At 64.2% G+C, this 12,759-nt stretch carries 16 protein-coding genes and 1 tRNA gene; 15 read left to right on the top strand and 2 right to left on the bottom strand.

The annotated features are described in order from the left end of the window. Positions 1–6 precede the first annotated feature (6 nt). The 3 genes from murA to KUV65_RS17020 are packed head-to-tail and all read left to right on the top strand — an operon-like array spanning position 7 to position 2,748. Positions 7–1,278 carry a UDP-N-acetylglucosamine 1-carboxyvinyltransferase gene (gene murA / locus KUV65_RS17030; protein ID WP_222191935.1) on the top strand — a complete coding sequence of 424 codons (1,272 nt, stop codon included), beginning with the start codon at positions 7–9 and terminating at the stop codon, positions 1,276–1,278. After that, a complete protein-coding gene (locus KUV65_RS17025; RefSeq protein ID WP_222191934.1) occupies positions 1,271–1,738 on the top strand; it encodes a DUF2948 family protein in 468 nt (155 codons plus the stop codon). The genes murA and KUV65_RS17025 overlap by 8 nt, the downstream gene beginning before the upstream one ends. After that, entirely contained in the window at positions 1,735–2,748 is a 1,014-nt protein-coding gene (locus KUV65_RS17020; RefSeq protein WP_222191933.1) for a GNAT family N-acetyltransferase, read from the top strand. Before KUV65_RS17025 ends, KUV65_RS17020 begins: the two co-directional genes overlap by 4 nt. 73 nt (positions 2,749–2,821) lie before the next feature. On the opposite strand, the gene KUV65_RS17015 is transcribed toward KUV65_RS17020, so the two are convergent. Continuing rightward, positions 2,822–3,166: a c-type cytochrome gene (locus KUV65_RS17015; RefSeq protein WP_222191932.1), complete on the bottom strand. Its 345-nt coding sequence runs from the start codon at positions 3,164–3,166 to the stop codon at positions 2,822–2,824. A gap of 259 nt (positions 3,167–3,425) precedes the next feature. Here KUV65_RS17015 and hisD point away from each other — a divergent pair, with 259 nt between their 5' ends. The 9 genes from hisD (at position 3,426) to KUV65_RS16970 (ending at position 9,518) form a co-directional block, all read left to right on the top strand. Beyond that, complete coding sequence (hisD, locus tag KUV65_RS17010; protein WP_222191931.1) at positions 3,426–4,730, top strand: histidinol dehydrogenase; 1,305 nt, start codon at positions 3,426–3,428, stop codon at positions 4,728–4,730. A gap of 34 nt (positions 4,731–4,764) precedes the next feature. Then, a complete protein-coding gene (locus tag KUV65_RS17005; protein ID WP_222191930.1) occupies positions 4,765–5,241 on the top strand; it encodes a UPF0262 family protein in 477 nt (158 codons plus the stop codon). Between the two features lie 6 nt (positions 5,242–5,247). Next, positions 5,248–5,721, top strand: a complete 474-nt coding sequence (locus tag KUV65_RS17000; RefSeq protein WP_308124716.1) for an arsenate-mycothiol transferase ArsC — start codon at positions 5,248–5,250, stop codon at positions 5,719–5,721. Next, positions 5,718–6,134, top strand: coding sequence for a ketosteroid isomerase-related protein (locus tag KUV65_RS16995; protein ID WP_374107087.1), 417 nt, complete (start codon positions 5,718–5,720; stop codon positions 6,132–6,134). The genes KUV65_RS17000 and KUV65_RS16995 overlap by 4 nt, the downstream gene beginning before the upstream one ends. Beyond that, entirely contained in the window at positions 6,131–6,715 is a 585-nt protein-coding gene (locus tag KUV65_RS16990; protein ID WP_222191928.1) for a GNAT family N-acetyltransferase, read from the top strand. Before KUV65_RS16995 ends, KUV65_RS16990 begins: the two co-directional genes overlap by 4 nt. Continuing rightward, positions 6,712–7,599, top strand: a complete 888-nt coding sequence (locus KUV65_RS16985; RefSeq protein ID WP_222191927.1) for a carbon-nitrogen hydrolase family protein — start codon at positions 6,712–6,714, stop codon at positions 7,597–7,599. Before KUV65_RS16990 ends, KUV65_RS16985 begins: the two co-directional genes overlap by 4 nt. Before the next feature lie 67 nt (positions 7,600–7,666). After that, positions 7,667–7,885 carry a translation initiation factor IF-1 gene (infA, locus tag KUV65_RS16980; protein ID WP_011455993.1) on the top strand — a complete coding sequence of 73 codons (219 nt, stop codon included), beginning with the start codon at positions 7,667–7,669 and terminating at the stop codon, positions 7,883–7,885. A 2-nt stretch (positions 7,886–7,887) separates the two neighbouring features. Further along, complete coding sequence (locus KUV65_RS16975) at positions 7,888–8,463, top strand: Maf family protein (protein ID WP_222191926.1); 576 nt, start codon at positions 7,888–7,890, stop codon at positions 8,461–8,463. Further along, positions 8,460–9,518 (top strand): ribonuclease E/G, encoded by a 1,059-nt coding sequence (locus KUV65_RS16970; RefSeq protein WP_222191925.1) that lies wholly within the window; start codon positions 8,460–8,462, stop codon positions 9,516–9,518. The genes KUV65_RS16975 and KUV65_RS16970 overlap by 4 nt, the downstream gene beginning before the upstream one ends. Before the next feature lie 3 nt (positions 9,519–9,521). On the opposite strand, the gene KUV65_RS16965 is transcribed toward KUV65_RS16970, so the two are convergent. Further along, the gene (locus KUV65_RS16965; protein ID WP_222191924.1) at positions 9,522–10,721 is read right to left on the bottom strand and encodes a lytic murein transglycosylase; all 1,200 of its coding nucleotides are present in this window, start codon (positions 10,719–10,721) and stop codon (positions 9,522–9,524) included. Between the two features lie 211 nt (positions 10,722–10,932). On the opposite strand from KUV65_RS16965, the gene KUV65_RS16960 reads away from it, so the two are divergent. The 3 genes from KUV65_RS16960 to KUV65_RS16950 all read left to right on the top strand — a co-directional run bounded on the left by KUV65_RS16960 (position 10,933) and on the right by KUV65_RS16950 (position 12,541). After that, positions 10,933–11,115 carry a DNA gyrase inhibitor YacG gene (locus tag KUV65_RS16960; RefSeq protein ID WP_222191923.1) on the top strand — a complete coding sequence of 61 codons (183 nt, stop codon included), beginning with the start codon at positions 10,933–10,935 and terminating at the stop codon, positions 11,113–11,115. A 112-nt stretch (positions 11,116–11,227) separates the two neighbouring features. After that, a tRNA-Phe gene (locus KUV65_RS16955) sits at positions 11,228–11,302 on the top strand. A gap of 63 nt (positions 11,303–11,365) precedes the next feature. Continuing rightward, positions 11,366–12,541, top strand: coding sequence for a DUF6538 domain-containing protein (locus tag KUV65_RS16950; RefSeq protein ID WP_222191922.1), 1,176 nt, complete (start codon positions 11,366–11,368; stop codon positions 12,539–12,541). Positions 12,542–12,759: the final 218 nt, after the last annotated feature.

Here is a 12,759-nt window from a genome sequence, read left to right as displayed (position 1 = left end):
CGCAGCGTGGACAGAATCATCGTCGAAGGGGCGGGCCCTCTGCATGGGCAAATCCCGATCGCGGGCGCCAAGAATGCCTGCTTGACCCTCATGCCGGCGACGCTGTTGAGCGACGAGCCCCTGACGCTGACCAATGCGCCGCGCCTGTCGGATATCCGCACCATGTCGACGCTTCTGCAATCGTTGGGGGCCGAGGTTCAGGCGCTGAATGGCGGGCAGGTTCTTGCGCTGTCGTCGCATGGGCTGAACAACCATACCGCCGATTATGACATCGTGCGCAAGATGCGGGCCTCGATCCTTGTGCTCGGCCCAATGCTGGCGCGCGACGGACGGGCCGTGGTCAGCTTGCCGGGGGGCTGCGCCATCGGCGCGCGGCCGGTGGACCTGCATCTCAAGGCGCTGGAGGCGATGGGCGCGGATCTGGACCTGCGCGACGGGTATGTCCATGCCGAGGCAAAGGGGGGGCTCAAGGGGGCGACGTTCGAATTCCCGCTGGTCTCGGTCGGGGCGACCGAGAACGCCTTGATGGCCGCGACATTGGCGAAAGGCACGACGGTCCTGAAGAACGCCGCGCGCGAGCCGGAGATCGTCGATCTCGCGCAATGCCTGCGCAAGATGGGCGCGCGGATCGAGGGGGAAGGCACCTCGGAGATCACGATCGAGGGCGTCGACCGGCTTCATGGCGCGACGCATCCTGTTGTCACCGACCGGATCGAGCTTGGCACCTACATGCTGGTGCCGGCCATTGCCGGGGGAGAGGTCGAGATCCTCGGGGGGCGGATTTCGTTGGTCGAGGCGTTCGTCGCAAAGCTGCGCGAGGCAGGGGTCGAGGTGGAGGAAACTGCAACCGGGCTCAAGGTGTCGCGCAAGGCCGATCGTATCCGGGCCGTCGATGTTGTGACGGAGCCGTTCCCGGGCTTCCCCACCGACCTTCAGGCCCAGATGATGGCGCTGCTCTGCCTTGCCGACGGCACGTCCGTTCTGGAGGAGACGATCTTCGAAAACCGCTTCATGCATGCGCCCGAATTGATCCGAATGGGCGCCAGGATCGATGTGCAGGGCGGCACTGCGACCGTCACCGGTGTCGACAAGCTGAAGGGGGCCCCGGTCATGGCGACGGACCTGCGCGCCTCGGTCAGCTTGATTCTTGCGGGCCTTGCGGCCGAAGGTGAAACGGTGGTGAGCCGCGTCTATCACCTCGATCGTGGCTATGAGCGGGTCGAGGAAAAGCTCTCGGGCGTGGGCGCGAAAATCAGGCGGGTTCAAGGCGATGACTGAAGACGCACGGTTCGAGGATGCAGGTGAGCGCCCGGTTTCGCTCCGCGCGCTTGATGCCGATGACCTGAAGGTGATCGCCAGCCTGGCGCAGGATGCCGTCTTTCCCACCACCGAGATGGGTTACGACAGCCGCCGGCGCAGGTTTGCCATTCTGCTCAACCGGTTCCGCTGGGAAGTCGCCGGTCGCCGTACACCGCCCGAACGCGTGCAATCGGTGTTGGCCGTGGAAGATGTGCTGCGCGTGGCCACGCAAGGCGTGGACCGCGCTGACCCCGATCTTGTCCTGTCGCTTCTGACAATCGAATGGGAGCCGGGTGAGGACGGCACCGGGCGTCTGACGCTGGTGCTGGCCGGGGACGGGGCGATTGCCCTCGATGTCGAGGCGCTGGAAGTGACCCTCAAGGACGTCACCAAGCCTTACGTTGCACCATCGCGAAAAGCGCCGGCGCACCCGGAATGATCGTCGCCCGGCCGCTCAGGACCACCGAGGTTGAGGCCGCCCATGCCCTGCGATTGAAGGGCATTTCAGAATTCCCCTTCGCCTTTCTGCTGACCATGGACGAAGCCCGGCACGCCGGGGTGGATCAGTTGCGCCGTCAGGCTGCGACGGGCAGCTTGATCGGCCTTTTCGACGGCGAATCCCTGATCGGCATGGCGGGCCTGAACAGCCCCACGCTCGATCGCATCCGCCATCGTGCCGAAATCGGTCCGTTCTATGTCGCACCGGACCATCATGGCACGGGCGCAGCGGGGCTCTTGATGCGGTCGGTGGTTGAAACGGCGCGTGGTCAAGGGACCTCGCTGTTGGAGTTGAACGTCTGGGAAGACAACGCGCGCGCCGTACAGTTCTACCGCTCCCACGGGTTCCGCACCGTGGGGCGGATTCCGGCGGCTGTTCGGGGGGAAAGCGGGTGGGAAACGGACCTGCACATGGTGCTCGACCTCGCACCGAAACTGCAAAACGCGCGTCCGCAGGCGGATGGAGCGGTCCCCAAACTTGAACCAGGGGATTGGGCCGCGTTTCGCGATATCAGGCTGGAGATGCTCGCGGAAAGCCCGACGGTTTTCGGGTCACGGTTGGAGGATTGGGCGGCGAAAGCCGAAGCGCAAATCCGCCGGTGGCTGACGGAGCTGCGCGCCTTCGCGGTCATGGATGGTGCGCGCTGTCTGTCGGTCGCGGCGTGGCATGCACAACCCGGTGTCGTGCAGCAGCACCGCGGGCATGTCATCTCGGCCTATACCCGGCCCGAGGCGCGCGGTGCCGGTATGTTTCGCGCTGTCATGGCGGCGGTCGAAGCAGACGCGAGGACGCATGGCATCCGCCAGATGGAACTGGATGTCGCCGATGGGAATGACGCTGCGGGGGCCTACGCCGCCTTGGGATACAGCGAGGTTGGACGCGTCCCCGATGCGATGAACCATGACGGGAAGATGTCCGACAGCCTGATCTTCATCAAACGGCTGGCTTGAAGGGCAGGCGGGGCGCCACTCGGCTTGGCGCATTCGGAACGAGGGACGGCCCCTTTCAGGGCCGCCCGCCTGGTCATTCTTCCTGGATGGACTCCAGATGCGTTGCGAGGGCGAGGATGCGACCGCGAACGATCAACTCGGCCCCGTACTCGCCGATCTCCGGCGCGAGTTCCGTCGAGAAACGATCCCCCCAAACCGGCATCGGGTAGCCATGCCCACGGACACCCGTGCGCCCGTCGATGATCTGGATCACCTGCAGCATCGGGAACTCGCCGTCGTTATTCAGCGAAATCTGCGTCAGGTCCGGCACGGGCACGGTCATGAACTCGGCCAAAGGCCCGTTCCCTTGCGCCGCGATGCCGTGGCAACTTGCACAGGCGCGCTGGTATTCCAACATCCCCGCTTCAGATTGTGCCATAACGGCCCCCCCGATGAGGGCCAAACCCGTTGCCAGCATACCGCTGATCAGTGCGTTTCTCATTGTTTCCTCCTATTCCAATGAGCGCCTTGCGGCCATTCTCAAGGATCAGCCCTCTTTGCTGACCCGACGTAATTTTACTTCGATTTGAAGCCGTTGCATTTGACATGAGTCAACGCGGCTGGATGGCGGCGCGATCTGCGCTTCACCCCGGCGTGCGAAACCGATAGACGAAGGCGCGGTCACGAAGGAGTTTGCGATGCCCCAGTTCCTCGACACCAGCGACGCCGATTTCGAGGCGCGATTCTCGGCGCTCTTGAACATGAAGCGCGAAGATGCCCCCGAGGTGGATGATATCGTGGCGGGTATCATTGCCGACGTCCGCACGCGCGGCGATAAGGCTGTGATCGAGTTGACCGAGAAATTCGACCGTTTGCAGCTGACGCCCTCCACCCTCGCGTTTTCGGCCGAGGAGATCGAGGCCGCGATTGCCGTCGTTCCCGAAGAAGAGCGCAAGGCGCTTGAACTCGCCGCCGAGCGCATCCGCGCCTACCATGCCCGCCAACGGCCAGATGATGCGCGCTGGACAGATCCCGATGGCGCCGAGCTTGGCTGGCGCTGGTCGGCGGTCGAGGCAGCGGGACTTTACGTGCCCGGCGGGCTGGCGAGTTACCCGTCCTCGGTCCTGATGAACGCGATCCCGGCGCAGGTGGCAGGCGTGAAAAGACTGGTGATCTGCGCACCGACGCCGGACGGAAAGGCCAACCCGCTGGTTCTGCTGGCCGCGAAACTCTCGGGCGTCGATACGATCTATCGGATCGGGGGGGCGCAGGCCGTGGCCGCCATGGCTTACGGGACCGAAACAATCACTCCGGTGGACAAGATCACCGGCCCCGGCAACGCCTTCGTCGCGGCGGCCAAGCGGCGCGTTTTCGGCAAGGTCGGGATCGACATGATCGCCGGGCCGTCCGAGATCCTCGTGATCGCGGATCGGGACAATGATCCGGATTGGGTTGCCTTGGACCTGCTCAGCCAGGCCGAACATGACGAGGTCGCGCAATCCATCCTGGTGACGGACGACGCGGCCTTCGGGCAGGCGGTTGCCGAAGCTGTCGAAAAGCGGCTTGAGACCTTGGAACGCCGCCACATCGCCGGGCCCAGCTGGCGGGATTACGGCGCGGTCATCACCACGCGTGATCTGACCGAAGCGGCGGAACTGTCGAACCGCGTCGCTCCCGAGCACCTGGAACTGTGCGTCGCCGATACCGAGGGTTTGCTCGACAAGATCACCCATGCCGGCGCGATCTTCCTTGGGCAATGGACGCCGGAGGCCATCGGCGACTACATCGGCGGCCCCAACCACGTTCTGCCCACCGCACGCTCGGCCCGGTTCTCGTCCGGGCTGTCGGTGCTGGATTTCATGAAGCGATCGACCTTGGCCAGGATGACGCCAGCGGGCTTGCGCGCGATTGGACCTGCCGCCGAAACACTGGCAATCTCCGAAAGCCTGGAGGCACATGGCCTATCGGTGCGCGCACGGCTCGATCGGTTGAACCAGGAATGACGATGCGGCGCAGACAGGGGCGGGGAGGTCGAAGATGAGCATCTGCCATATCGAGATTGATACCGCGGGAATGCCCGCGCCCACGCCCGAGATCGAGCAGGAGCGCAAGGTCGCGATTTTCGACCTTCTGGAAGAAAACACCTTCGGACTTCCCGCGCGCGACGAACGGGCGGTGCCGGAAGGCCCTTATCGTTTGACCCTTTCAATCCGCGAAAAGCGCCTGGTCTTCGACGTCGATACCGAGGATGGGCAGGATGCAGCCGAATTTCACCTGTCGCTGTCGCCCTTCCGGCAGGTGGTCAAGGATTACTGGCAGATCTGCGAAAGCTACTATGACGCGGTGAAAAAGCTGCCGCCCGGCCAGATCGAGGCCATCGACATGGCCCGGCGCGGCATCCACAACGAGGGCGCGCGCATCCTGCAAGAGCGGTTGGAGAACAAGGCCGAGGTCGATGTCGACACGTCGCGCCGGCTTTTCACTCTGATTTGCGTCCTGCATTTCGGGGGCTGACGGATCGTGGCGCAGGGCTTCCCCCAGTCGGTACTGTTCTGCTGCGACCACAATTCCATTCGGTCCCCGATGGCTGAAGGGATCATGAAGAAGTTCTACGGCCACCGCGCCTATGTGCAATCTGCCGGCGTGATGAACGAGTTGGAGATCGATGGCTTCGCCGTTGCCGTCTGTGCCGAGATCGGGGTCGAGTTGCAGCGCCACCGGGTCCGCAGCTTCGATGATATGCAGGAATGGGGGGATGATATCTCGGGCTTCGACCTGATCGTGTCGCTGTCACCCGCCAGCCAGCGCCGGGCGCTGGAACTCACCAGCAGCTATCACCTCGAGATCGAGTATTGGCCGGTTCTTGATCCATCCGGCCTTGGCCAATCCCGCGAGGAGAAACTGGCCGCCTATCGCCAGACGCGCGACATGATCGTGAAGAAGATGATCGAACGGTTCGGACCGCCGACAGAAGAGCAGGAGAGCGAGAAATGAGCGAAGCGATGGAGGCCGCCCGTGCCCTGGTGACCCGCTATTACGCGGCATTCAACACGGGCGATGTCGAGGGCATGGTTGCCTGCCTGTCACCCGAGGTGGCACATCACGTGAACGAGGGTGGGGTGCGCGTCGGGCATGAGAAGTTTCGCGACTTCTGCGCCCATATGAACCGCTGCTATGCCGAGGAATTGACGGATATCGTCGTGATGGCGCACCCGGACGGGGCGCGCGCGGCAGCCGAGTTCACCGTGAACGGCCGCTACCTCGTGACGGATGACGGGCTGCCCGAGGCGAAGGGGCAGGTCTATGTCCTCCCAGCGGGCGGCTTCTTTTCCATTGAGGGCGGGCTCATCACGCGGGTCGTGACCTATTACAACCTTGCCGATTGGGTGCGGCAGGTCTCGGCATGAGCCTCAGCTTCCGCGACTATACCGGCGAGGCCATCGCGGAGGTCGTGGAAGACCTCGCCCGGCTCAGGATCGCGGTGTTTCGCGACTGGCCATATCTCTATGACGGGGATCTCGACTATGAGCGCGGCTATCTGGGCCGCTACGCGCGTGGAGACAGCATTCTGGTCGCTGCTTTCGACGGCGAGAGGATGGTCGGCGCCTCCACCGGCATGCCGTTATCAGATCATGCCGACGATTTCGCAGATGCGTTTTCCAGCCAGAACATCGACTTCAAGGATGTCTTCTACTGCGCGGAATCTGTTCTGCTTTCCGAGTTTCGGGGGCAGGGGGCGGGACATGCATTTTTCGATCGCCGCGAGGCGCATGCAAAACGCTTGGGTTTCACTTTTTCCACATTTTGTTCCGTGGTGCGCCCCCTCGACCATCCCAAGCGACTGGATCACTATCAGCCGCTCGATCCCTTCTGGCGCAAACGCGGATATGCACCGCTCGAGGGCGTGATCGCCCGGTTTGACTGGCGCGATATCGGGGACGACTCGCAAACTGAAAAGCCACTGCAATTCTGGATGAAGCGCCTATGAAAATTGCCGCCGCTGCTTACCCGCTGGACGCCGTGTCGGACTGGTCGGCCTATGAGGCCAAGATGCGTCGCTGGGTCGAAGAGGCTGCCGTCGCCGGGGCCGACTTGCTTGTCTTTCCGGAATACGGGCGGATGGAACTTGCCGCGCTGGAGGGCGCGGCGATCGCGGGTGATCTGGAGGGGAGCCTTGGGGCGGCCTCGCGTTGGAGCGAAAAGGCCGATGCCTTGACCGAGGCCCTGGCGGTCGAGTTCGGCGTTCACATCCTTGCCCCGTCGGGGCCCGTTTTCGACGGCGGCGCGCGACCGGTAAACCGCGCGGCGTTCTTCGGTCCAGAGGGACGTCTCGGCCATCAGGACAAGCAGGTCATGACACGGTTTGAACGCGAGACCTGGGACGTGGTGCCGGGCGACCCCTTGCGTGTGTTCGAGACGAAGCTGGGGCGGATCGGCATCCTGATCTGCTACGATGCAGAATTTCCGTTGCTGAGCAGGGCCTTGGCCGAAGCCGGGGCAGAGATCATTCTTGCGCCCTCCTGCACCGATGCTTTGGCTGGCTATTCCCGTGTGCGGGTCGGGGCGATGGCGCGGGCCTTGGAAAACCAGTGTGTCGTGGTGCATGCGCCGACCGTTGGCGACGCCCCATGGTCGCCGGCGGTCGATGAAAACGTGGGCGCCGCCGCGATCTACGGCCCGCCCGACCTCGGCTTTCCCGCCACGGGCGTCATCGCCGAAGGCGCGCTGAACCAGCCGGGTTGGGTGATGGCCGATGTGGAGCGCACGGCAATCGCCCGCGTGCGAACCGAAGGGGCCGTGTTCAATCACGCCCATTGGCCGGAAAGCGCCGTACGCGCGCAGGTTTCGCCCTGCGATGCAGATAAGCCTTGAAAAACGGGCGCATCAGGCGCATTTACCGCGCATCTGCACCGCGAGGTGCGCAAACAAAGGAGTGATCATGGCCAAGGAAGAAATGCTCGAATTCCCTGGTGTCGTGAAGGAACTCCTGCCGAACGCGACGTTCCGGGTCGAGCTTGAAAACGGCCATGAGATCATCGCGCACACGGCAGGCAAGATGCGCAAGAACCGCATCCGCGTTCTGGCAGGCGACAAGGTCCAGGTGGAAATGACGCCTTACGACCTGACGAAGGGTCGTATCAACTACCGCTTCAAGTAACGGTGCGCCTGATCCTTGGGTCAGGCAGCCCGCGCCGGCGGGAGTTGCTGGGCGTGCTCGGCCTGACGCCCGATGCCATCACGCCCCCCGATATCGACGAAGATCCCCACAAAGGCGAGTTGCCGCGGCCCTATTGCGCGCGCATCGCGCGGGAAAAGGTGGCCGCCGTCGAGGCCGGGCCGGAGGATGTCGTGCTGTGCGCCGACACCACTGTGGCGCTGGGTCGGCGTATCCTCGGGAAACCCGCGGATATAGACGAGGCCCGCAGCTTTCTTGACCTTCTGTCCGGACGACGGCACCGCGTTTACACCGGGGTTGCTGTGAAAGCGGGTGGCCAAATCCGCGAACGCCTGGTCGAGGCACGCGTGCGGATGAAACCCCTCTCCGAGGCGGAACGCGAAGGCTACCTCGCGACCGGGGATTGGCAGGGCAAGGCGGGCGGGTATTCCATCCAGGGGCCGGCGGGGGCCTTCATCCCATGGATTTCAGGCAGTTACACGGCAATCGTCGGCCTTCCGCTGGCCGAAACGGCACAGCTGTTGCAGGCGGCGGGACTGAACGTCTGGGGGCCAGGATGAAGGGACGCGTTGTTCTTCTCGATCAAGTCTCGGGCCGCAAGGCTGCGGCGCTGATGGTTGATGGCCAATTGGCGGATCTTCTGATCGATGCGCCTGAAACGGCGGGCCCCCAACCAGGCGCAATCTACCGCGCCGTGGCGGACCGTCCGCTGAAAGGGCAGGGCGGCCTGACCTTGACGCTTGGTGATGGCGGCAAGGGTTATCTCAGGGCCGCCAAGGGGATCGCACCGGGCACGTCGCTGCTGGTTCAAGTCTCCGGCGTGGCCGAACCGGGCAAGGCCGCGCCCGTGACCCCGAAGCTGTTGTTCAAGAGCCGCTACGCGATTGTCACCCCCGGGGCGCCGGGCCTGAACATCTCGCGCCGGATCAAGGATGAAGCGGAGCGGGACCGCCTGCTCGAAATCGCCCATGCGGCGATGGAGGGTGCGCCTGAAGGCCATGGGCTGATCCTGCGCAGCGCCGCCGAAGAGGTGGCCGACGACGTGCTGGCAGAGGATATCCGCGCGATGCGTGATCTGGCGGCTGCGGTCAGCGCGGATGCCGACGGCCCGGCGGAACTGCTGCTGGACGCCCCCGATGCGCATCTGCTGGCCTGGCGCGATTGGGCCGAGCCGACGCCGGACGAGGTGGAGGACAGCCCCGGCTGTTTCGAGGCGTCGGGCGCGCTTGACGCGATCGAGGCGGCCTTGTCGCCCCGTCTGCGATTGACCGGCGAGGCGTTCGCCTATGTGGAGCCGACGCGCGCCTTGGTGGCCATCGACGTGAACACGGGCGGCGACACCTCCCTTTCGGCTGGCCTCAAGGCAAACCTGGCGCTGGCCCGGTCCTTGCCCGGCGCGCTAAGGCTCAAGGGCCTGGGCGGTCAGGTTGTTCTGGACCTCGCACCCATGCCCAAGAAGGAGCGTCGCGCCTTTGAAGACGCCTTGCGCCGCGCGTTCCGCCAAGACGGCGCCGAGGTTGTTCTGGCCGGGTGGACGCCGCTCGGCAACTTCGAGGTGCAGAAAAAGCGCGATCGGTTTCCCCTGGCCGAGGTCTGGCCCGGGGCGCACAGCTAAGGCTCAGGCGCGGCGCAGGGCAGCCAGCAGGCTGGGTGAGGCCTCGCCGGTCACAGGCAGGCCGCGTGCCTCCTGGAAGGCACGGATGGCGGCCTCGGTGCCTCTGCCGATGACCCCGTCGGGCGTTCCCGCGTCGAACCCGGCGCGGTTCAACAAGCGCTGCAACTCTCGTCGCTCGGCTTGGGTCAATCCGGTGGCATCCGGCCCGAAACTGCGTGACAGCGGCCCGCCACCGGCAAGCCGGTCAGACATGTACCCGACGCCGATCCCGTAATTGGTCGAAGGGTTGTACCGCAGGATCACGTCGAAGTTGCGCCACAGGATCCAAGCCGGACCAGCCGCGCCACCCGGCGCGTGGATCGCGGCGCTGCCATGGTCGGGCAGGGCGCTACCACTGGCCGTGCGCACGCCCATTGCCTGCCAATCGCTGGTGGCGCGTCGGTTGTTTCGCCCCGAAAGTGACGTGTCGAACCCAGGAGGCAGGCGCACTTCCATCCCCCAAGGCTGCCCCCGTCGCCAGCCGTGACGCTGCAAATAGGTGGCCGCCGTCGCCAAGCTGTCGGTCGGGTCCGCAGACCAGATCTCGCGCCGTCCGTCGCCATCGAAATCGACCGCATATTCCTGGTAGACCGACGGCATCACCTGCGTGTGGCCCATCGCGCCGGCCCAGGATCCCAGCATCCGGTCCGGCGTGGTGTCGCCCGATTGCACGATCCGGATCGCGTCGAGAAGCTGCGCGGTGAAAAACCGTTCTCTCCGCCCTTCCCAGGCCAGCGTCGAGGTGGCCGAGATCACGGGAATATCACCCAGCCGGGTGCCATAGGCCGTCTCGACGCCCCAAATTGCGGCAACAACCTCGGCCGTGACGCCGGTTGCCGATTCGATGGCGTCCAGAGTGGCGCGCTGTGGCCGGATGCGGGAGCGCCCGAGGCTCACATCCTCGTCTGAGGCCACCAGCGCGAGGTAATCCTCGGTCGTGCGGCGGAATTCGGTCTGGTTGCGATCGCGCTCGATCACGCCGGGAAGATAACCCTGCCCGCGAAACGCCCGGTCGAAAGCCTCACCCGTGATCCCTTGCGACAAGGCGCGGGGGCGAAAGGCCGCGACCCACGCATCGTAATCGGCATTTGGTTGCGGCCGGAACGCGGGATCGTCACTTGGCCCCGACGCGCCGACGCCGCTTGTTGGCCCGAGGGAGGGCATGCAGCCGGCTGTGACCAAACCTGCTGCGCCACCTGCCGCAAGTACGCTTCGCCGCGAGATGTGCATCCGTGCCTCTCCCTACTTAACCCCCAACCTTCGTAACCGGCCCCAACGCCTTGCGTAAAGCATTGCCAAGCCTTCGGTTGCGACCGGGCGACCCGTTCGGCATAGTGCCGCCGATCTGCCGACGACCAGGCCCGAGGAGGGATTCATGAGCTGCCCCATCTGCGGCAAGGACACCGTGCAACCCTACCGCCCGTTCTGTTCGCGGCGATGTGCCGATGTCGATTTGGCACGGTGGCTGAACGGCTCCTATGCGGTGCCTTCGCAAGACCCTGAGGACATGGAACGCGCCGAGGAAGAAGTCCGGACGGCCCAGTCGAAACCGCACTAGGAATGCCGAATGCTCCGGCTGTGATTTTTCGCACCGGAGGGTCTGGACACCCCGCGAGGAACCCCCTAGAACGCCGCTCACCCACGGCGAGCTTGAGTGTCGCCGAACCCGTGCCCGGGTAGCTCAGGGGTAGAGCAGTGGATTGAAAATCCTCGTGTCGGTGGTTCGATTCCGCCCCCGGGCACCATTCCCATCAGGTAAGCCTCTGTTTCCCCTCAGCTTTCGCTACTGAGAGCTGGAGGCGTAGACCATGCTGGAGACCAAATCCGCCCCTTTCACATTTGTGAAGCAGGGCATCTTCTACTTCTCGCGTCGGGTCCCGAGCGACCTGTCCCACCACTACAACGCAAGCCGGATCATGTATTCGCTCCGCACGAGGTCCGCTGCTGTGGCCACGTCGAGAGCGCAACGAGCGGCACAGCAACTCGACGAATACTGGTATCACCTGCGTATCCGTGACGTTGATCTTCCGGGGAAGCACCTTCTCCGCATGTCGGGGCAATCAGCTGCAGCCCAGCCTGTTCCCGGTGGTGATGCCAAAGATGTCACGGTGACGCTGAGCGAAGCTGTATCGATCTACATCCGCCTGAAAGGCAAGGATCGACCCATCACCTTCCATCGAGCCGCTGAGAGAAGCTGTGGGTACGTCATCGATGCCTGTGGCGACAAGGACCTCGCGGCCTACACCCGAGCTGACGCGAACAGCTTCAGGGATGCACTTCTCGAGAAAGGGTTGGCCGGGAGCAGCATTACTCGTGTCTTCGGCACCGTGCGTTCTGTCTTCAACTTCGCGGCTGCTGAGATCGGCATCACGGCAACAAACCCGTTCGCTGGGGTCTACTACGACAGAAAAGCCGGGGTTGAGGACCGCCAGCCTTTGCCCATCGAGGCGATCACATCGCTCCAGCAGCTCTGTAAGGCTGAGGATGACGACCTGCGTTGGCTCGTAGCGATGGTGTCCGACACAGGGATGCGGCTTGCGGAGGCGGCTGGCCTGCTTCTCGACGACATCCGTCTGGCAGACCCGATACCCCATGTCGTGGTGCGAGAGCATCCTTGGCGTCGTCTGAAGACCGCCGGGAGCGCACGAACAGTACCGCTCACAGGGTCCTCGCTCTGGGCAGCTGAACGCGTCCTTGCTGAAGTCGGCAACAGCGAGTTCGCCTTTCCCCGTTTCAACCGAACCGACAGGACGAACGCCAACTCGGCGAGTGCTGCGCTGAACAAATGGATGAAGCAGCACGTCCCGGAAGGATGCACCATGCACAGCTTTCGCCATTCGATGCGTGACAGGTTGCGAGCCGTTGAGTGTCCCTCAGACATCGTTGACCAGATCGGCGGATGGCAGACCGAGGGGGTAGGGCACAGCTACGGGCGGGGTTACCCGCTCGAGGTATTGGCCAAATGGGTGAACGCGGCGGTGTAGCTCCAGAGCATGGTCTACGCCTCCAGCTCTCAGTAGCGAAAGCTGAGGGGAAACAGAGGCTTACCTGATGGGAATGGTGCCCGGGGGCTGTAGTTCCATTCCCGTTACAGGCACCCTCGACAAGGTTCCCTTCAGCAAATCAAGGGGTAGCCGCGAGAGTGTCGACCGGTCAAGAGGCGCGAAATGGTCTACGATCCGGTCTACGGCTGTCCATCAGG

Source organism: Maritalea mobilis, assembly GCF_019800885.1.
In the GTDB taxonomy this organism is placed as follows: domain Bacteria; phylum Pseudomonadota; class Alphaproteobacteria; order Rhodobacterales; family Rhodobacteraceae; genus Roseibacterium; species Roseibacterium beibuensis.
Note: the sequence above shows the minus strand (reverse complement) of the source record. Positions and strands in the feature narration are given on the sequence as shown.

Coding starts and splice junctions, on each gene's coding strand:
- hisD (WP_222191931.1), top strand. CDS start 3,426: ATGCCCCAGTTCCTCGACACCAGCGACGCCGATTTCGAGGCGCGATTC.
- KUV65_RS17025 (WP_222191934.1), top strand. CDS start 1,271: ATGACTGAAGACGCACGGTTCGAGGATGCAGGTGAGCGCCCGGTTTCG.
- KUV65_RS16970 (WP_222191925.1), top strand. CDS start 8,460: ATGAAGGGACGCGTTGTTCTTCTCGATCAAGTCTCGGGCCGCAAGGCT.
- KUV65_RS16995 (WP_374107087.1), top strand. CDS start 5,718: ATGAGCGAAGCGATGGAGGCCGCCCGTGCCCTGGTGACCCGCTATTAC.
- infA (WP_011455993.1), top strand. CDS start 7,667: ATGGCCAAGGAAGAAATGCTCGAATTCCCTGGTGTCGTGAAGGAACTC.
- KUV65_RS17015 (WP_222191932.1), bottom strand. CDS start 3,166: ATGGCACAATCTGAAGCGGGGATGTTGGAATACCAGCGCGCCTGTGCA.
- KUV65_RS16985 (WP_222191927.1), top strand. CDS start 6,712: ATGAAAATTGCCGCCGCTGCTTACCCGCTGGACGCCGTGTCGGACTGG.
- KUV65_RS17020 (WP_222191933.1), top strand. CDS start 1,735: ATGATCGTCGCCCGGCCGCTCAGGACCACCGAGGTTGAGGCCGCCCAT.
- KUV65_RS16990 (WP_222191928.1), top strand. CDS start 6,131: ATGAGCCTCAGCTTCCGCGACTATACCGGCGAGGCCATCGCGGAGGTC.
- KUV65_RS17005 (WP_222191930.1), top strand. CDS start 4,765: ATGAGCATCTGCCATATCGAGATTGATACCGCGGGAATGCCCGCGCCC.
- KUV65_RS16960 (WP_222191923.1), top strand. CDS start 10,933: ATGAGCTGCCCCATCTGCGGCAAGGACACCGTGCAACCCTACCGCCCG.
- KUV65_RS16950 (WP_222191922.1), top strand. CDS start 11,366: ATGCTGGAGACCAAATCCGCCCCTTTCACATTTGTGAAGCAGGGCATC.
- KUV65_RS16965 (WP_222191924.1), bottom strand. CDS start 10,721: ATGCCCTCCCTCGGGCCAACAAGCGGCGTCGGCGCGTCGGGGCCAAGT.